Genomic DNA, 17,276 nt, shown 5'->3' on the forward strand with positions numbered 1-17,276 from the left:
CCAGCCACACCACCGAACAAGGAACCAACATGACTTCCGCAGTAATCGTATCGACCGCACGCACCCCCTTGACGAAGAGCTGGAAGGGCGCCTTCAACATGACCCACGGCGCCACGCTGGGTGGCCACGTGATCGAGCACGCTATTTCCAGGGCCGGCATTGAAGCCGCTGAAGTGGACGACGTCATCATGGGCTGCGGCACGCCCGAAGGTGCCAGCGGTGCCAACATCGCCCGCCAGGCCGCCCTGCGCGCCGGCTGCCCCGTCACCGTATCGGGCATGACCATCAACCGCTTCTGCTCGTCCGGCCTGCAGACCATCGCCACCGCCGCCCAGCGCATCATTGCCAACGAAGGCGACATCTACGTGGCCGGTGGCCTGGAAACCATTTCCTGCACCGCGCAGGAAATGAACCAGCACATGCTGCAGGAAACCTGGCTCATGAAGAACAAGCCCGAGGTCTACTGGCCCATGCTGCAAACGGCCGAGCAGGTCGCCAAGCGCTACAACATCAGCCGCCAGGCCATGGACGAATACGGCGCCGCCAGCCAGCAGAAGGCTGCCGCAGCGCTGGAGGCCGGCCTGTTCACCGACGAAATCGCACCCATCACCGTGACCATGGGCGTGGCCGACTTGGGTCTGGGCCTCACCACCAGGCAGGTGACGGTGAGCGTGGACGAAGGCATCCGCGCCGGCACCACCTACGACGGCATCAAGGACCTGCGCTCAGCCCTGCCGGGTGGCCTGGTGTCGGCCGGCAATGCCAGCCAGCTGTCCGACGGCGCCGGTGCCGTGGTCGTCATGCACGAAGACCTGGCCGCGAAGAAGGGCCTGAAGCCCCTGGGCCGCTTCCTCGGCTTCGCCGTGGCCGGTTGCGAACCCGACGAAATGGGCATCGGCCCCGTGTTCGCCATCCCCAAGGTGCTCAAGCGCCTGGGCCTGTCGATGAACGACATCGACCTGTGGGAGCTGAACGAAGCCTTCGCCGTGCAGGTGCTCTACTGCCGCGACAAGCTGGGCATCCCTGCCGACAAGCTCAACGTCAATGGCGGCGCCATCGCTGTGGGCCACCCCTTCGGCATGAGCGGCCAGCGCCTCACGGGCCACGCCCTCATCGAAGGCAAGCGCCGCGGTGCCAAGCGTGTGTGCGTGACCATGTGCATTGGTGGCGGCATGGGTGCGGCGGGCGTGTTTGAAGTGCTGTAAGCGCTGACGGCGACTTGGAGACTCAACGCCCCGCGCATGCCGCAAGGTTTGCGTGGGGCGTTTGCTATTTATTTGCTGCTGGTGATTGATGAATGGGTGCGGGGGGCCTGGAGGGCTTGAGATGCCTTGGTTGCGTTGCCGCGCAGCTTGGGGGGCGGACGGCAGTCGGCTCCCAGCAGACATTGGCCGCCTGTGCGAAATCGTCTCCTGAGTGAACCTCTGCGGCGTGGGACACGACTTGGCCAGCTCCTGTTAACGTTGAACCGGCACCTTCCTCTTTGGCTGCCCCTGGTATGTCGGAATGAACTGGCGGGGTATCGGCCCCTTGATGCGGCCGCCTTGCTGTGTTTGTTCCCACGCGTGAGCAAGCACGCCGACCGACCTCGATAGACAGAAGAGTCCCCGCGCCAATGGCGCCGGAAAGCCAAGCTCAGCGTAGATCACCGCGGTGGCCCCATCGATGTTCATGGGGATTGGCTTGCCTTTGCTCGCGCTCAGCGTCGCTTCAACGGCTCGTCCGATGCGCGCAAACCTGCCGCTCACCTCACCCTTCTTGGCTGCTTCATCGACGAGCTCGAGTAGAGGAGCGCTTCTAGGGTCTACAGGGTGAAAGCGATGCCCAAAACCCGAGATGACCTTGCCATGGACTTCCACAAACGCCCGAAGCCCCGCCGCAACTGCGTCGTCCTCGGTTGCGCCCGTGTCCATCCGCGCAGCGATGTCTTCATACAGTTCCACGGCTTGTTCGCCGGCACCCCCGTGAACATCGCCCAGGACATTGACTGCCGAGGCCATGGCGCTGTTGAGGCCAACGCCACACGTAGCTGCCATTCGTGCAATGGCAATGCTCGGAGCTTGCGGACCATGGTCGACCGCGGACATCAGAGCGGACTCCAGCAGTTCGCCCTGGACGCGGGTGGGAAGTTCACCACGCGTCATCAGCCAGATCATCTGCGCCAGGCTGACTCGCTCGCGAATCAAGTCTTCGATGGGGTACCCGCGGTAGCGGATGACGCCAGGCGACATGTCGATGATGCTTGTGCGCCACCAGTCCTCGGTGGCCTTGCGTGCATCGGGTGTCGTGTCCGTCATACTGCCTTCTCCTCTTTCAGTGCCTCAATTTCCAGAGGCGAATAGCCCAGTTCCGCCAGAATTTCATCAGAGTGCTGCCCCAGCGTGGGTGGCGCTGAGTCGACCCGAGGTGCTTGGCCATTCACCTTGAATCCTGTGCGTACCAGGCGAATGTCGCGACCGACACCGGGCACATTGTCAAAACGACCCACCATGCCGCGTTCAGCCACCTGGGGGTGTTCAAGTGCCTGGGGAACCGAGTAGACAGGGCCTGCAGGCACGCCAGCCTGATTGAAAAGTGTCCACCACTCGTCCGTCGACTTCATGGCCATGGCTTCCTCTAACGCTGCCTTGAGTTCGAACCGGTGCTGCAGGCGAGCCTGTCGTTCGCTGAAGCGCGCGTCGGTGATGAGTTCGGGGCGTCCCACGACCTGGCACACGGCCTCGAACTGCTCTTGCTTGTTGGCGGCGATGTTAAGAAGTCCGTCACCGGTACGGAAAGTTCCGGACGGGCTGGCGGTCACGTTCTCGTTGCCCATGGGCTTGGGCTCGCGACCTGCAATCAGGTGATTCGAGACCGCCCATCCCATGGTCGCCATGACGGCTTCGAGCATCGAGACATCGATGAAGGTTCCGCCGCTGCGCTCCCGGTCCGCCAAGGCTGCCGCGACCGCGAATGCCGCGGTGATGCCCCCAATCGTGTCGGCGACCGGATAGCCGACGCGGTAAGGCGCGTTCTCCGGCGCACCGGTGATGCTCATGACGCCTGACATGCCCTGGATGATTTGGTCGTACGCCGGCAGGTCGCGAAGCGGCCCATCCTGGCCAAATCCCGAGATGGCGCAGTAGATGAGTTTGGGGTTCTCCTTCAGGAGTTCGTCGTAGCCAAGTCCCAGGCGCTGCATGACGCCAGGGCGGAAATTCTCGACCACGACGTCTGCCGTGCGCACCAGTTTCCTGAATACGTCCTTTCCGGTCGGGTGCTTGAAGTCGATGGTGATGGAGCGCTTGCCCGGGTTCTGCGCCAGAAACGAGACGCCCATGTAGCGCTTGTTCAGCTCGGGGTCGGCGCCGAGCTGGCGCGCCAGGTCACCGCCGTTGCGGGTCTCCACCTTGATGACGTCGGCGCCCATGTGGGCCAGCTGGTGGCAGGCGAAGGGCCCCGCCAGCACGTTGGTGAGGTCAAGAACGCGGACGCCGCGAAGCGCATTGGACATGACGCTCTCCTCAGTCGGCCTTGATGCCGGCCTGCTGGATGACGGCGCTCCAGCGCTGAATCTCGCTGTTGACCAGTTGCGTTGCCTGGGCGGGTGTATTCGCCACCACCGTCAGGCCCATCTCGGCAATCTTCTTCCTGGCCTCCGGTTGGGCAAGGGATGCGTTGAACTCCTTGTTCAGCTTGTCCACGACGACTTGCGGCGTGCCGGCCGGGGCGCCGATGCCAATCCAGTAGTCCATGTCCATCCTGGGAATGCCTGCCTCCTTGGCAGACGGCACGTCGGGCAGCATGGCGTTGCGCTCTGCCCCGGTCACCATGAGGGCGCGGAGCTTGCCGCTCTTGATGTGCGGAAGCGCGGTGGGTACGGAGGTGATGAGGGCCTGAACCTGGTTGCCCATGAGGTCGGTCAGGACGGCGCCGGCGCCTTTGTAGGGGACGTGCACGAGGTCGACACCCGTGGTGCTTTTGAAAAGTTCGCCCGCCAGATGCGTGTTGGTGCCGTTGCCGCCAGAGCCATAGTTCAGCTTGCCCGGCTGTGCCTTGGCCAGGGCGATGAACTCCTGCACTGTCTTCGCAGGCACGGCCGGATTGATGACCAGAACATGCGGGACCTTGACCGCCGTGGCGACCTGTGTGAAGGCTTTCTTGGGGTCGAATGGAAGTGTCGTAATCAGGCCAGCGGCGATGGTGTAGGAGAGCTCGACGGTGAGCAAGGTATTGCCGTCGGGGGCAGACCGGGCGGCTGCGCCCCAGCCGACGACGCCGCCGCCACCGGTGCGGTTGTCGACAATCAACGGTGCGCCGACGCCGGGTGCGGCGAACTGCGCGATGACACGCGTCACCAAGTCGGCGCTACCGCCAGGCGCATAGGGAACAATGATGGTGACGGGCTTCTGAGCGAATGCGCCAGCACTGAAGAGGGATGCGGCGCCTGCAAGGACGATGGCTCGGCGCAAGGTGTTGAATGGCATGAAAGTCTCCGGAAGTTGTTGAGAGAGGGGCACTCAATCGAGCTTCGCGCCCGATTCACGGACAGCGGTACCCCAGCGCGTCTGTTCGCTCTTCATGAAGGCGCCGAGCTCCGCCGGCGAGCCACCGCGTGCAACGCTGCCTTCGTCGCGCAGGCGGGCCATGACCTCCGGCCGCTTCAGGGCCGCGTTCACGGCCTCATTCACCTTGGTGATGGCTTCAGGCGGCGTGCCGGCCGGAGCAACGAGCGCCTTCCAGTCCTCCACGACGAAACCCTGATAGCCGGACTCGGTGATGGTGGGAACATCGGGAAGCACTTCAATGCGTTTGAGCGAAGTGACGGCGACGGCGCGCAACTTGCCAGCCTTGACCATGGAAACGATGCTGGGCGGGGTGGCGAAGTAGATGTCCGTTTGACCGCCCAACAGGTCGGTGGTGGCGGGACCGGCGCCCTTGTACGGGACGTGCATGACCTTGAGGCCCGCACGGCGGGCGAACATTTCGCCGCCCACATGGCCCACGGTGCCGGTGCCGGCGGAAGCCATCGTCAGCTGTTTGCTCTGCCCCTGTGTTTTCAGGTCTTCCAGGTTCTTGATGGGAGAGTCCGCTCGGACGACCAAGACAAGTGGCTGCGAGGCCAGTAGCACGACCGGCGCAAAGTCCTTCGAAGCATCGAAAGGCATCTTTGTGTACAGCGTCGGATTGATGGCCAGGTTGGCGGTCTGCCCCGTTCCGACGGTGTAGCCGTCCTTCTTGCTTTTGGCGACGGCGTCCATGCCGATGTTCCCACCCGCGCCCGGCTTGTTGTCGACGATGAAGGTCCACTTGCTGTCCTTCAATGTCACCTCGTTGGCCACCAGGCGCGTGAGCACATCGGTGCCACCGGCTGGCGGGAACGGTACGACAACCTTGATGGGCTGGCTGGGGTAGGCGCTTTGCGCAGCGGCTGCAACGCTGCAGACGACAAGAGCGACAGATATGGCCACGCGGGCGGTGGCGAACTTGGAAATGTTCAAGGTAGTCTCCTGAGGAACTGGGGGGCAGGTGGATCGGCTTAGGGCTGGGCGAGGCGATAGACCCGAGTCGCCGTCCCTTGGAAAAGTGCTGCGCGCTCGTGGGCAGTGGCGCGGGAAGTCAGTCGCTTGAAGGCGTTCCAGCACGTGACGTAGCTGTACGAACCCTTGTCGACTGGGAAATTGCTTTCAAACATGCAGCGCTCTGCCCCAAAGGCCTCGATGCACGGCTCCATCCACGGCTTCCACGCCTCGGCCAACTGCTCAGAACTCGGAGGAAGCTCGCCCTTCTCAAAGTCGAATCCGTTGATGCGCATCCCCAGTCCACCCAGCTTCACGTAGACGTTGGGTAACTGGGCGAGCTGCCGCATGGAATGCAGCCAGGTCTCGAAGACTGGCTGGCGACGTGATTCGTAGGCACCGACTCGGACGATGCCGCCGCAGTGATTGATGACAATGGGGGTGTCCGGCGCCGATTTGGCCAATTCGAAGAGTTCTGGCAACTGATGGAAGAACAGCCATGCGTCGTAGGAGAGCTGCAGCGAAGCCAACTGGGCAACCCCGCGGCCGTAGGCCTTGTCCAGAAGAAGGCCGCGAGGGACTGCGGACAGGGGATTGACCAGCGACGAATCCGCGTCCCAAGTCGTGAGGTGCCTCACGCCCTTGAAGCGACCCGCGCCGGCTTGCACGTGCGCCTCCAGCACTTCCCGTACTTCCGCGCCCAGCCGGAGATCGGCGTGGCCCACGATGCCCTTGGCGATTTGCGGGATGCCCTCGGCCTGTTTCTGTGCCATGGCATTGACACACTCTGTTTCTCCAACGGGCTTGAGCGCCGCAGGCCCCTCCTGCTTGTACCGCGTTAGCGCCTGCATGTAGACGGACGCGACCACGTTGTGGCCGGAGCGTGCATCGGCCAGGTACTCACTATCGAGATAGGTCCAACCCGGCCGGTCGTAGAAATGGTGGTGCGCGTCGACGATGGGCAACTCAGGCTCCAGGACGGCCTCCTGGCGCAGCGCGAGCCAGTCGTCACGAACGGGCAGATAGTTGCTGGTGGACATGCTTGTGTCTCTGGAGTGTGTGTTGATGTTCTATTAGATAGAACCAAGGACTGTTAGATAGAACTATACAAACAAAAAACGACCTTTTGAATGCGGGTTAACCCTTCTTTTGGGCATGTGCTGGTGCGTCCGCGGCGGCGTGTCACACTTCGACTTGGCTGCCTGAAGACAGCGCGCCATTTCGTCCGTCCTATGCCTCCATGATTGACTCGACTACCGCTCCACCGCCCGCTAACACCGCCGAATCAAGTGGCATTGCTGTCCTGGATAAAGCGTTTTCTCTGCTCGCCGCTTTTGGACCCGACGAGGGCCGGCTCACGTTGACCGAGCTGTCGAGGAGGACCGGGCTTTACAAAAGCACTGTGCTGCGTCTACTCGGTGCCTTGGAGCACGGCGGCTTCATTCGCAAACTGCCGGACGGCCAATACTCCATTGGCCCGCAGCCACTGCGGCTCGCTTCGATTTACCAACGCTCTTTCCAGGTGGGGCATGTCATTGAGCCCTTGCTCAAGCAGTTGAGCGCGGCCACTGGCGAAACGGCTTCCTTCTACGTAAGGCAAGACGACAAGCGCATTGCGCTGTTTCGCGCCGAGCCGGCAAGGTCGGTTCGTGCGTCCGTGCAGATCGGGCAGGAATACGCCGTTGCCCAAGGTGCATCGGGCAAGGTCCTGCTCGCGTTCTCCGCATCGCCGCCTCGGGGCTACGAGGAGATTCGCGAGCAGTTGTGGGCCGTTTCGTACGGCGAGCGCGACCCCGAAACTGCTTCTGCTGCGGCACCAGTGTTTGGGGTCAACGGTGAGTTGCAAGGCGCGCTGACGGTGTCCGGCCCGCGAGCGCGACTGGAACCGTCGGACGCAATGCTGGCCGCATGCCGCCAGGTCCTTGAAACCGCGCGTGATGCCACATCCGCGTTGGGCGGCGGCACTGTGCGCTATCAACAAGGGTTGGAGCAACTGACGATGGCGCGATTGAAGGACCGCGTCGCCTAGAAAAGTCCTGGGGCAACACGAGTGACCAGGCAGCGACCCAGCCGAATCGCTGGTGACGCCTGCGCGTACGGTGTGCCGCAGGACATATGAGGCGCCTCGCTTGAAGCAACCACGTGCGGCTTCGATTGGATTCGGAACGTCCGCTTTACCAAAGCAGTGAACGGTTGCCATGGATGGCCGATTCAACCGGTCATTCCACCCGAGGTGCCGCCGGTCCGCGTCACCCACCGGACACGCGATAGCCCGATGCGGCTCCCATAATTTCCCGCATGACGACCTCCCTGCGCTCCACCCTCGATTTTCTGCTCTACGACTGGCTTCAGGCCGAGTCGCTCAACACGCGCGAGCGGTTTGCCGACCATTCGCGCGAAACGTTTGATGCCGTGCTCGACACCTGCGAGCGCATCGCGCGCGAGAAGTACGCGCCGTTCAACCGCACGGTGGACACGCAGGAGCCGCATTTCGACGGCGAGCGCGTCACGCTGCCGCAGGCCACCAAGGATGCCTACGACGCCTATGCCGCCTCGGGCATGCTCAGCGCGGCGCAGGATTACGACATTGGCGGCATGCAGCTGCCTTACACGGTGGATGCGGCGGCCAATGCCTTCTTTGCCGTGGCCTCGATCAGCATCAGCTCCAGTCTGCTGAGTGTGGGCAATGCCAACCTGCTGATGGTGCACGGTACGCCGCTGCAGAAGCAGGTGTTTGCGCTCAATGAATTCTCGGGGCGCTTCTCGGGCACCATGTGCCTGTCGGAGCCGCAGGCGGGCTCGTCCTTGAGCGATGTGGCGACACGTGCCGTGCCGGATGGTGATGGATTCGAGGTCGACCCGCTCGGCCCGCGCTACCGCCTCACGGGCCACAAGATGTGGATTTCGTCGGGCGAGCATGAGCTGTCGGAGAACATCGTCCACCTCGTGCTGGCCAAGATTCCGGGGCCGGATGGCAAGCTGGTGCCGGGCACGCGTGGCATTTCGCTGTTCATCGTGCCCAAGAAGCTGGTGGATACCGAGGGCCAGCTGACTGGCGTGCGCAACGACGTGGCACTGGCGGGCCTGAACCACAAGCTGGGCTGGCGCGGCACCATCAACACGCTGCTCAACTTTGGCGAAGGCAAGTACCCGGTGCAGGGCAGGGCGGGAGCGGTGGGCTACCTCGTGGGCCAGCCCGGCAAGGGCCTGGCGTGCATGTTCCACATGATGAACGAGGCGCGCATCGGCATCGGCATGGCCGCCACCATGCTGGGTCTGGCGGGCTACTACGCCAGCCTGGATTACGCCAAGAACCGCCCGCAGGGCCGTCTGATGGGTGCTGGCGGCAAGGACGCCGCCCAGCCCCAGGTGCGCATCATCGAGCACGCCGACGTGCGCCGCATGCTGCTGGCGCAAAAGAGCTATGGCGAGGGCGCGCTGGCGCTCAACCTCTTCTGTGCCCGCCTGGTGGACGAGCAGCACACCGGCGCACCCGAGGCCGCCGACGAGGCGCGCCTGCTGCTGGAAGTGCTGACCCCCATTGCCAAGAGCTGGCCCAGCGAGTTCTGCCTGGAGGCCAACTCGCTGGCTATCCAGATCCACGGTGGCTACGGCTACACGCGCGACTTCCCCGTGGAGCAGTACTGGCGCGACAACCGCCTGAACATGATCCACGAGGGCACGCACGGCATCCAGGCCGCCGACCTGCTGGGCCGCAAGGTGCTGATGGAAAACGGCCGGGGCCTGCAGCTGCTGGCCGCGCGCATGCAGGCCACCATGGCGCAGGCCGCCGCCGTGCCCGTGCTGGCGCCTTATGCGGCGCAGCTGGGCGATGCGCTGCAGCAGGTGACCGCCGCCACGCAGGCCGCCTGGGACACCGGCAATCCGGCCGAGGCCCTGGCCAACGCCGTGCCCTACATGCAGGCCTTTGGCCACATGGTGCTGGCCTGGACCTGGCTGGATGTGGCACTGGCCACGCTGCGCGCGGATGCTGCGCTTTCAGTAGCTGCTAGCGCAGGAAGGTTGGGCGCTGCACGCTATTTCTACCATTACGAACTGCCGAAGATGGGTGCCTGGCTCAACGTGGTGAACCGCCGCGATACCACCTGCGCCGCGCTCGGCGAAGAGGCGTTTTAGGGCAACGCTCACACCGCAGCCCTGTGCGTACCGCGCGCCGGGGTGCAAGCGGACAGCAGCCAACCCATGCCCACGGCCAGCAGCACCGACGTGATTTCGGCCGTGCGGGTGGGCAGATAGCGCTGCGTCCATTCGCAAACCAAAGCGAGCACCGCCGTGCAGAGGGTCATGCCTGCCAGCAAGGCCCCGTTGCGCACCGTGCTCCAGAGCATGGCGCCAAAGCACAGGCACTCCAACGCGCGCGCCGTGATGGCAGACTGCACCCAGGTCGAGAGCGTGGAAGCAAACGGCATCCATTCCATGTCGGCCGGCGGCGTGCGCCACGCCCAGGGCCAGAGGGCGTCGAGCAGGTAGGTGGCCAGGGCCGCCCATGTTGTGGCTGCCCAGCGTGCCCCAGGCGCCCACGTATCCAGCCACCGCCACAGCAACCAGCCGCCCCCAATGCCCAGCACCACCGCCATGCCCGGCGACTGACCCACGACCACGAATTTGCCTGCCAGCACCGCCAGTGTGGCCAGCAGGGCCAACGTGTGTGCGCGGTGCGCCAGATGGGCGGTGCGGGCCAGGTGCGCAATGGCAGACAAGCCAATCACCGCCATACCCACATGCAGCAGCATGCGCCGCGGTTGCCACAGGTCTTGCTGCCACAGCGACTTGACGTTCTGTGCCACCGAGGAAACGTCCAGCGTGGGAATCAGCGGATACAGCTCTGCCACCCACCACAGCACGATCAGCACCAGCGTGAACCGGTCGGCATCGGCCCAACCCTGGTGCCGGTTCAGCAAGTGACCCACACGCCACCGTGCGGCAAACCCTGCGCCCCAGCCCAGCGCATAGCCCGCCATGTTGAAGATGACATCTGAAAGTGCTGGGGTGCGGGGCAGGAATTTTTGCAGCCATTGCAGCGCGCTGGCCAACACTATCGCCGCCGCCAGCCAGGCGGCAAAAAACACCCACTTGCGCGGACGCTCCAGCCCAGCCCAGCCCAGCAGCCCACCCAGCGGCACAAACAACGCGATGTTTTCGACCAGGTCCACCAGACCGATGCGGCCGCTCCAGATGAACGCCTGCGGCGCATTGAAGTTCCACTGGAAGGGGAACAGCGAGCCATACGCAACGAGCAATACAACCAGCGCCAGCGCGATCGGGAGGCCTCGCGAGCGATCATCGACAGATTTCATGGGCGCCTCGGGTCACTGAATCCGGGATCACACCATACATCACCTTGCAGTGGGCCCTGCGCTGGCCGCGCTCGACTTGGATGCTATAAAAATATAGCTGTCAGCGCTTGCTGGATGGGCGCTGCATGCTATTTTTGCGCTGATAACTGCCGAGAATTGTTGACGGCCTGCCACGGGTGCGCACGCCCGACGATGTCTCGCGCGCCGGGCGGGCGGGCAAACGATCAGCGCTGTTGGCGGCGGCGAATCGATGCAAGCCCTGCGAGAGCAACTCCGAGCAGCGCAAGCGAGCCGGGCTCGGGCACATTGTTGGGATCGTCAGGGTTGTTGGCCGAGCGGCCGAAGCGCAGGTCGTCAAACCCAAGAATGTCGTTTGTCGCATTGAAAGTCACGCTGGAGATCAGCTGACCGTAGTCAATGAAGCCAATGAAAGCGCCGCCACCGTTGATCGCTGAGGGCATGTTGATGGTCTGTGTGACCGAGGAACCATCCACGTAATTGATAGTTTGCTGCGGAACCAGATCTGTCTGCAGGCCGTTTACGAAAAAGCCGAAAGCATCCACTGCGTTGACGAAGGAAAAAGTGACCGAGCCGCCACTTACGGTCCGGAAGAGTGCGCCACCTGCAGTGGTATTGAATCCGCACACGGCGCCACAGCCGGGGGTTCCGGTGTTGGTCGTGCCGCCGGTGATGGTCAGGTTGGCAGGCAGGGGGGATTCGAAATCCACGGTGTTCAGTGCGCCAGCCACCGAAAGGAACGATGCCGCGGCTGCGGTCGAGTTCACCATTTGCGCGAGCGTGGTCACATTATTGTCTGCGGCCAGATACGTCACTGGCGCAGCGTGCACAGCAAGGCAGGCACTCGCCACAATGCCTGCGATAGCGAGTTTTTTTGTCATCGACATGGTGGTTCTCCCGGATGGTTTTCTCAAGCCACTGTTACAAAGCACGCTTTGTGCCAACAAACAAAGTCGTTATTAATCAATGACTTGCTTTTTTTCAGCCGTCGGTAACGTCTTGGCTGTAAATAATTCCGACGGATCAACAAGGCGATTACGCCGAGCCGGGGTGATGGGCTGTCGGCTTCACTTTGTGAATGGCATTGCAACCGCGCAAGCGTGGGTTCTGTGGACGGGGCTGGCGAAGGAATTCTGGCGAACCCGACGTCGCACGCCAGTGTTGAGCGGGCCTTGACACCTGGGCTGTGCGCTTTTGCACTGGTGTTCCTGGCCGATTTCTGTACCACGCAGCTCTCATTCGCGACTTCCAATCGCCCAGGCGACAGACCCCGCCGCCGCGCCAACGCACAATGCATCGCAACGCAGTGCCAGGCTGGTTGCTGGCAGCGACCCCATTCAAACCAGGAGACAAGACATGACCCGCACCATCCCACAATTGTTTGACCTTACCGGCAAGACGGCCCTGGTCACCGGGGGCTCGCGCGGGCTGGGCCTGCAGCTGGCGCACGCGCTGGGGGAAGCCGGTGCCCGGATCATGCTGAGTTCGCGCAAGGCGTCGGACCTGGAGGAGGCCACGGCCGAACTGCAGGCCGCCGGCATCGATGCGCGCTGGATCGCCGCAGACTGCGCGCAAGAGGCCGACATCCGCCGCCTGGCCGACGAAACCCTGCAGCGCATGGGCGATGTGGACATCCTGGTCAACAATGCCGGCGCTGCCTGGGGTGCGCCCGCCGAAGACCACCCGGTCGATGCCTGGGACAAGGTGATGAACCTCAACGTGCGCGGCTACTTCATCCTGAGCCAGCACATTGCCAAGCACAACATGATTGCGCGGCGCAGCGGCAGCATCATCAATGTGGCATCCATCGCGGGCCTGGGTGGCAACCCGAGCGGCATGAACACCATTGCCTACAACACGTCCAAGGGCGCGGTCATCAATTTCACGCGGGCGCTGGCCGCCGAATGGGGCAAGTACAACATCCGCGTCAACGCGATCTGCCCGGGGTTTTTCCCCAGCCGGATGACGGTGGGCACCCTGAAGGCCATGGGCGAAGAGGCGCTGGCTGCCCATGCACCGCTGGGCCGCCTGGGCGACGACGAAGACCTCAAGGGCCTGTGCGCCCTGTATGCCTCGGATGCGGGCAAGCACATCACCGGCCAGTGGCTGGCGGTGGATGGCGGGGTGAGCGTGGTCACCGGTGGCTGAGCCTGCGGGCGCTGCCTTTTCGGGGGTGGCGCGTTCGGCGCGGACTGCCTTGCGGGCTGGACCGGTGCAGTGCTGCGGTGGACGGCCCCAGGGGCCATGCGCCCATGCGGGCCGCACAGGTTGCCGCCGCGGCACAAGGGCTATTCTTTGTGTCTTTTCTTAAACCCTGGAGTTGCCTGTGTTGAATTTTGGTGCCGATATCCCCTTTGTCAGCCATCTCGGTTTCAGACTGCACCGCATGGCGGGGGGCGAGTCCGAGTTGCATTACGAAGCGCTCCCCGAGCACCTGAACTCATTTGGCGTGACCCACGGCGGCGCGTCGATGGCCTTGCTGGATGTGGCCCTGGCCACCGCGGCGCGCAGTGACATGCCCGACTTTGGCGTGGTCACCATCGAGATGAAGACCAGCTTCATGCAACCCGCGCGCGGGCCGCTGGTGGCCAAGGGGCGTCTGATCCACCGTACCGCCAGCATCGCTTTTGTCGAAGGCACGGTGTTCGACGCCGAAGGCCGTGTCTGCAGCCACGCCACGGGCACGTTCAAGTATGTGCGGCGCCAGCCCGCCCAAGCCGATGGGCAGCGGGTGATTTCGACGGATTGATGGGGGATCCGGCCGCTGGATGCCCTGAACCAGGTTTGAATCAAATCGGGCTTTTGCGCAAATTTATAAGCGCAAGAAGCTATTAAAAAAGTAGCAAAAAGGAGTCATTCATGCCACGCAACCAACAAATCGTGCTCGACAACCGCCCCCAGGGCGAGGCCGTGGCCAGCAATTTCAAGCTGGTGGCCACTGACACCCCCGCGCTCCAGGAGGGCGAAGTGCTGGTGCGCCACCATTACCTGAGCCTTGATCCCTACATGCGCGGCCGCATGAACGACAGCAAGAGCTACGCGGCCTCGCAGCCGCTGGGCGAGGTGATGATCGGTGGCACCGTGGGCGAGGTGGCCGAGAGCAAGAACTCCAAGTTCGCCGTGGGTGACAAGGTGGTGGGCATGGGCGGCTGGCAGGAATACAGCGTGGTCGATGGCAATGCCGTGGGCGCGCTGCGCAAGGTGGACACCACCCATGTGCCGCTGTCGCACTACCTGGGCGCCGTGGGCATGCCGGGCGTGACGGCCTGGTATGGCCTGGTGAAGATCATCGAGCCCAAGGCAGGCGATACCGTGGTGGTGAGCGCCGCCACGGGTGCCGTGGGCAGCGCCTTTGCCGCGCTGGCCAAGGCGCGCGGCTGCCGCGCCGTGGGCATTGCGGGCGGCGCCGAGAAGTGTCGTTATGCGGTGGAAGAGCTGGGCTTTGACGTGTGCATTGACTACAAAGAGCACAGCGACGTGAAGGCCATGTCCAAGGCCCTCAAGGATGCCTGCCCGAACGGCATCGACGGCTACTTTGAAAACGTGGGTGGCTGGATCATGGACGCCGTGATGCTGCGCATGAACGCCTTCAGCCGCATCGCCCTGTGCGGCATGATCGCCGGTTACGATGGCCAGCCCTTGCCCATGGCCAACCCCGCGCTCATACTGATCAACCGCATGAAGGTTGAAGGCTTCATCGTGAGCGAGCACATGGAGGTGTGGCCCGAGGCCCTGCAAGAGCTGGGCACCCTGGTGGGCACCGGCAAGCTGCGCCCGCGCGAGACCATTGCGCAAGGCATTGCCGCGGCCCCCGAGGCTTTTCTGGGCCTGCTCAAGGGCAGGAACTTCGGCAAGCAGCTCGTCAAGCTGGTCTGAACATGGCTGCCTTGCCGCCCGTGCTGCGCTGGACCTGGGCCCGCTTCGACGACCTGGGCGTGCATGCCCTGCATGATGCGCTGGCCCTGCGCTGCAAGGTGTTCATCCTGGAGCAGGGGCCCTACCAGGACCCGGACAGTGCGGACAAGCAATCCTGGCACCTGCTGGGGTATGACGATGCCGGGGCCTTGCAGGCCTGCCTGCGCGTGGTGGACCCGGGCGTGAACTACCCCGAGCCCTCCATCGGGCGCGTGGTCACGGCCCGCGCGGCGCGCGGTGGCGGCATGGGGCGCGCGCTCATGGTGCAGGGGCTGGACCGCTGCCAACAGGTCTGGCCGGGCAGGGCGGTGCGCATCAGCGCGCAGGCGCATCTGCAGCGTTTTTATGGCAGCCTGGGGTTTGTGGCGGTCTCTGACGTGTACCTCGAAGATGGCATTCCCCACATCGAGATGCTGTGGAGCCCGCCCTGAGCAGTGCCGGCGCTGATGCCTGCACGGCCATTTGTTTCAATGCTTGCACTGGAGATTGCCCATGACCGCACTGATCCTGCACCATTACCCCTCATCGCCTTTCTCGGAAAAGATCCGTCTGGTGCTGGGCTTCAAGCAGTTGCCCTGGAAGTCGGTGATCATCCCCAGCATCGCGCCCAAGCCCGATGTGGTGGCCCTCACGGGCGGCTACCGCAAGACGCCGTTCCTGCAGATCGGCGCCGACATCTACTGCGACTCGGCGCTGATCTGCGAGGTGCTCGAACATGAGCACCCCGAGCCGGTGCTGTTTCCACCCCATCTCAAGGGCGTGGCGCGGGTGTTTGCACAGTGGGCCGACAGCACCCTGTTCCAGAGCGCCATGGCCTACAGCCTGCAACCGCGCGGCGCCCAGGCGCTTTTTGCCCATGTGGCGCCCGAGGTGGCCCAGGCCTTTGGCGACGACCGCCGCCAGATGAGTGCCGGCATGCCGCGCCTGCGCCCGCAGGACGCCACGGCGGCCTACCGTTCCTATCTGCGGCGCCTGGCGCACATGGTGGAAGAACATGATTTCACCTTTGGCGCCGAGCCCTGCGTGGCCGACTTTGCCGCCTACCACCCGCTGTGGTTCACGCGCCAGTGCGTGCCGGTGATGGCCGACATCTTCCAGGCCACGCCCGCCGTGCTGGAGTGGATGGACCGGGTGGCGGCCCTGGGGCACGGCCGCATGGAGAAATTCAGCGCCGCCGACGCCATCACGGTGGCGGCCGGTGCCGAACCCTTGCCGGTGGTGAACGACGTCTTTCAGGACGAGCACGGCATTGCGCTGGGGGACGAGGTCACGGTGGCGGCCGAGAGCTTTGGCACCGAGCCCACCGCGGGCACCCTCATCGCCGCCACACGCACGCGCTACAGCCTGCGCCGCACCGATCCGCGTGCCGGCACGGTGCATGTGCACTTTCCCCGTATTGGCTATGTGTTAAGGGCATCCCCCTGAGCGGCTGCGCCGCTTCCCCCTTCTCTCGGCTTCGCCGGGAAGGGGACGACGCCTTCGCAGCGGGGCGGCCCTTGCTCGGCGTCCCGCGCGACGGGCAGCGCCCCGTTCCACGGCCTCGCACCATTCCTCAACAGAAATTCTTCAGGAGACACGCAACATGATCGACAACTTTGCTGGCAAGACCGCCGTCCTCACCGGCGCAGGCTCGGGCTTTGGCCTGGAATGCGCGCGCATTGGCGCCCGCCTGGGCATGAACCTGGTGCTGGTGGATGTGCAGCAGGACGCACTCGATGCCGCCGCTGCCGAGATGCAGGCAGCAGGCGCCCAGGTGCTGGCCCGCAAGGTGGATGTCTCCAGCGCCCCCCAGATGGAGCAGTTGGCCGCGGATGTGGCGCAGCGCTTTGGCGCACCGCACCTGGTGTTCAACAACGCTGGCGTGGGTGCGGGCGGTCTGGTATGGGAAAACTCGGTCAAGGACTGGGAATGGGTGCTGGGCGTGAACCTCATGGGCGTGGTGCACGGCGTGCGCGTGTTCACGCCCATGATGCTGGAGGCGGCCAGGAAGGATCCGCAGTGGCGCGGCCACATCGTCAACACCGCCAGCATGGCGGGCCTGCTGGCGCCGCCCAACATGGGCATCTACAACGTGAGCAAGCACGCCGTGGTCAGTCTGTCGGAAACGCTGTACCAGGATCTTTCACTGGTGACGGACCAGGTGGGCGCCAGCGTGCTGTGCCCGTATTTCGTGGCCACGGGCATCAACGAGAGCCAGCGCAACCGCCCCGATGGGCTGGCGGGCGACAAGCCCACCCAGAGCCAGCTTATCGGCCAGGCCATGACCAACAAGGCCGTCAGTTCCGGCAAGGTGACGGCCGCCGAAGTGGCGCAGAAAGTGTTTGACGCCGTGGCGGCCAACCGGTTCTATATCTACAGCCATCCCAGGGCGATAGGCGCAGTGCAGACCCGCATGGAAGACATACTGCAGGCCCGCAACCCCACCGATCCCTTTGCCGACAAGCCCGCGCTGGGAGCGCAGCTGCGCGCAGCATTGCGCACCGACTGAGCCTGCGAGCCCTCCGTGGCGCCACGCAGTGGCGTCTGA

Annotated in this window: 16 protein-coding genes; 9 read left to right on the forward strand and 7 right to left on the reverse strand. The window is 64.1% G+C overall.

From position 1 onward, the window contains the following. Positions 1 to 29: 29 nt before the first annotated feature. Positions 30 to 1,205 carry an acetyl-CoA C-acyltransferase gene (locus tag AC1Q5S_RS18400; RefSeq protein ID WP_303836310.1) on the forward strand — a complete coding sequence of 392 codons (1,176 nt, stop codon included), beginning with the start codon at positions 30 to 32 and terminating at the stop codon, positions 1,203 to 1,205. Positions 1,206 to 1,457: 252 nt separating this feature from the next. Here the strand turns inward: AC1Q5S_RS18400 and AC1Q5S_RS18405 are convergent, their stop codons facing one another. From AC1Q5S_RS18405 to AC1Q5S_RS18425, 5 genes are read right to left on the reverse strand one after another with little or no spacing between them, the layout of a single operon-like run. Next, on the reverse strand, positions 1,458 to 2,297 hold the full coding sequence (locus AC1Q5S_RS18405; RefSeq protein WP_492239193.1) for a citryl-CoA lyase: 840 nt from the start codon (positions 2,295 to 2,297) through the stop codon (positions 1,458 to 1,460). Next, entirely contained in the window at positions 2,294 to 3,493 is a 1,200-nt protein-coding gene (locus AC1Q5S_RS18410; protein ID WP_092697897.1) for a CaiB/BaiF CoA transferase family protein, read from the reverse strand. The genes AC1Q5S_RS18405 and AC1Q5S_RS18410 overlap by 4 nt, the downstream gene beginning before the upstream one ends. Before the next feature lie 10 nt (positions 3,494 to 3,503). Continuing rightward, positions 3,504 to 4,466: a tripartite tricarboxylate transporter substrate binding protein gene (locus tag AC1Q5S_RS18415; RefSeq protein WP_303834509.1), complete on the reverse strand. Its 963-nt coding sequence runs from the start codon at positions 4,464 to 4,466 to the stop codon at positions 3,504 to 3,506. A 33-nt stretch (positions 4,467 to 4,499) separates the two neighbouring features. Next, positions 4,500 to 5,474: a Bug family tripartite tricarboxylate transporter substrate binding protein gene (locus AC1Q5S_RS18420; protein WP_492239208.1), complete on the reverse strand. Its 975-nt coding sequence runs from the start codon at positions 5,472 to 5,474 to the stop codon at positions 4,500 to 4,502. A 44-nt stretch (positions 5,475 to 5,518) separates the two neighbouring features. After that, positions 5,519 to 6,538: an amidohydrolase family protein gene (locus AC1Q5S_RS18425; protein ID WP_492239194.1), complete on the reverse strand. Its 1,020-nt coding sequence runs from the start codon at positions 6,536 to 6,538 to the stop codon at positions 5,519 to 5,521. 200 nt (positions 6,539 to 6,738) lie between these two features. Here AC1Q5S_RS18425 and AC1Q5S_RS18430 point away from each other — a divergent pair, with 200 nt between their 5' ends. Together AC1Q5S_RS18430 and AC1Q5S_RS18435 are read left to right on the forward strand one after the other, a co-directional pair. Beyond that, positions 6,739 to 7,527 (forward strand): IclR family transcriptional regulator, encoded by a 789-nt coding sequence (locus AC1Q5S_RS18430; protein WP_303834505.1) that lies wholly within the window; start codon positions 6,739 to 6,741, stop codon positions 7,525 to 7,527. Positions 7,528 to 7,796: 269 nt separating this feature from the next. After that, the gene (locus AC1Q5S_RS18435; RefSeq protein WP_492239195.1) at positions 7,797 to 9,635 is read left to right on the forward strand and encodes an acyl-CoA dehydrogenase; all 1,839 of its coding nucleotides are present in this window, start codon (positions 7,797 to 7,799) and stop codon (positions 9,633 to 9,635) included. 8 nt (positions 9,636 to 9,643) lie between these two features. Here AC1Q5S_RS18435 and AC1Q5S_RS18440 read toward each other — a convergent pair whose 3' ends face one another. Both AC1Q5S_RS18440 and AC1Q5S_RS18445 read right to left on the reverse strand, forming a co-directional pair. Further along, complete coding sequence (locus AC1Q5S_RS18440) at positions 9,644 to 10,816, reverse strand: VanZ family protein (RefSeq protein WP_303834502.1); 1,173 nt, start codon at positions 10,814 to 10,816, stop codon at positions 9,644 to 9,646. A 224-nt stretch (positions 10,817 to 11,040) separates the two neighbouring features. Beyond that, positions 11,041 to 11,721: a PEP-CTERM sorting domain-containing protein gene (locus tag AC1Q5S_RS18445; protein ID WP_492239196.1), complete on the reverse strand. Its 681-nt coding sequence runs from the start codon at positions 11,719 to 11,721 to the stop codon at positions 11,041 to 11,043. Positions 11,722 to 12,190: 469 nt separating this feature from the next. On the opposite strand from AC1Q5S_RS18445, the gene AC1Q5S_RS18450 reads away from it, so the two are divergent. The 6 genes from AC1Q5S_RS18450 to AC1Q5S_RS18475 all read left to right on the forward strand — a co-directional run bounded on the left by AC1Q5S_RS18450 (position 12,191) and on the right by AC1Q5S_RS18475 (position 17,237). Beyond that, positions 12,191 to 12,982 carry an SDR family oxidoreductase gene (locus AC1Q5S_RS18450; RefSeq protein WP_492239197.1) on the forward strand — a complete coding sequence of 264 codons (792 nt, stop codon included), beginning with the start codon at positions 12,191 to 12,193 and terminating at the stop codon, positions 12,980 to 12,982. Positions 12,983 to 13,160: 178 nt separating this feature from the next. Continuing rightward, the gene (locus AC1Q5S_RS18455; protein ID WP_303834496.1) at positions 13,161 to 13,583 is read left to right on the forward strand and encodes a PaaI family thioesterase; all 423 of its coding nucleotides are present in this window, start codon (positions 13,161 to 13,163) and stop codon (positions 13,581 to 13,583) included. A 110-nt stretch (positions 13,584 to 13,693) separates the two neighbouring features. After that, positions 13,694 to 14,710: an NADP-dependent oxidoreductase gene (locus AC1Q5S_RS18460; RefSeq protein ID WP_492239198.1), complete on the forward strand. Its 1,017-nt coding sequence runs from the start codon at positions 13,694 to 13,696 to the stop codon at positions 14,708 to 14,710. Between the two features lie 2 nt (positions 14,711 to 14,712). Next, on the forward strand, positions 14,713 to 15,180 hold the full coding sequence (locus AC1Q5S_RS18465; protein WP_422204509.1) for a GNAT family N-acetyltransferase: 468 nt from the start codon (positions 14,713 to 14,715) through the stop codon (positions 15,178 to 15,180). A gap of 61 nt (positions 15,181 to 15,241) precedes the next feature. After that, positions 15,242 to 16,174 carry a glutathione S-transferase family protein gene (locus AC1Q5S_RS18470; protein ID WP_303834492.1) on the forward strand — a complete coding sequence of 311 codons (933 nt, stop codon included), beginning with the start codon at positions 15,242 to 15,244 and terminating at the stop codon, positions 16,172 to 16,174. A gap of 157 nt (positions 16,175 to 16,331) precedes the next feature. Beyond that, positions 16,332 to 17,237, forward strand: a complete 906-nt coding sequence (locus AC1Q5S_RS18475) for an SDR family oxidoreductase (protein WP_422204506.1) — start codon at positions 16,332 to 16,334, stop codon at positions 17,235 to 17,237. Positions 17,238 to 17,276: the final 39 nt, after the last annotated feature.

This window comes from Acidovorax sp. GW835-FHT14B10 (assembly GCF_058793725.1).

Excerpts from the sequence above, each read along its gene's own strand:
- AC1Q5S_RS18435 (WP_492239195.1), top strand. The coding sequence starts at position 7,797 with ATGACGACCTCCCTGCGCTCCACCCTCGATTTTCTGCTCTACGACTGG.
- AC1Q5S_RS18465 (WP_422204509.1), top strand. The coding sequence starts at position 14,713 with ATGGCTGCCTTGCCGCCCGTGCTGCGCTGGACCTGGGCCCGCTTCGAC.
- AC1Q5S_RS18410 (WP_092697897.1), bottom strand. The coding sequence starts at position 3,493 with ATGTCCAATGCGCTTCGCGGCGTCCGCGTTCTTGACCTCACCAACGTG.
- AC1Q5S_RS18405 (WP_492239193.1), bottom strand. The coding sequence starts at position 2,297 with ATGACGGACACGACACCCGATGCACGCAAGGCCACCGAGGACTGGTGG.
- AC1Q5S_RS18460 (WP_492239198.1), top strand. The coding sequence starts at position 13,694 with ATGCCACGCAACCAACAAATCGTGCTCGACAACCGCCCCCAGGGCGAG.
- AC1Q5S_RS18400 (WP_303836310.1), top strand. The coding sequence starts at position 30 with ATGACTTCCGCAGTAATCGTATCGACCGCACGCACCCCCTTGACGAAG.
- AC1Q5S_RS18430 (WP_303834505.1), top strand. The coding sequence starts at position 6,739 with ATGATTGACTCGACTACCGCTCCACCGCCCGCTAACACCGCCGAATCA.
- AC1Q5S_RS18470 (WP_303834492.1), top strand. The coding sequence starts at position 15,242 with ATGACCGCACTGATCCTGCACCATTACCCCTCATCGCCTTTCTCGGAA.
- AC1Q5S_RS18425 (WP_492239194.1), bottom strand. The coding sequence starts at position 6,538 with ATGTCCACCAGCAACTATCTGCCCGTTCGTGACGACTGGCTCGCGCTG.
- AC1Q5S_RS18440 (WP_303834502.1), bottom strand. The coding sequence starts at position 10,816 with ATGAAATCTGTCGATGATCGCTCGCGAGGCCTCCCGATCGCGCTGGCG.
- AC1Q5S_RS18445 (WP_492239196.1), bottom strand. The coding sequence starts at position 11,721 with ATGTCGATGACAAAAAAACTCGCTATCGCAGGCATTGTGGCGAGTGCC.
- AC1Q5S_RS18475 (WP_422204506.1), top strand. The coding sequence starts at position 16,332 with ATGATCGACAACTTTGCTGGCAAGACCGCCGTCCTCACCGGCGCAGGC.
- AC1Q5S_RS18450 (WP_492239197.1), top strand. The coding sequence starts at position 12,191 with ATGACCCGCACCATCCCACAATTGTTTGACCTTACCGGCAAGACGGCC.
- AC1Q5S_RS18415 (WP_303834509.1), bottom strand. The coding sequence starts at position 4,466 with ATGCCATTCAACACCTTGCGCCGAGCCATCGTCCTTGCAGGCGCCGCA.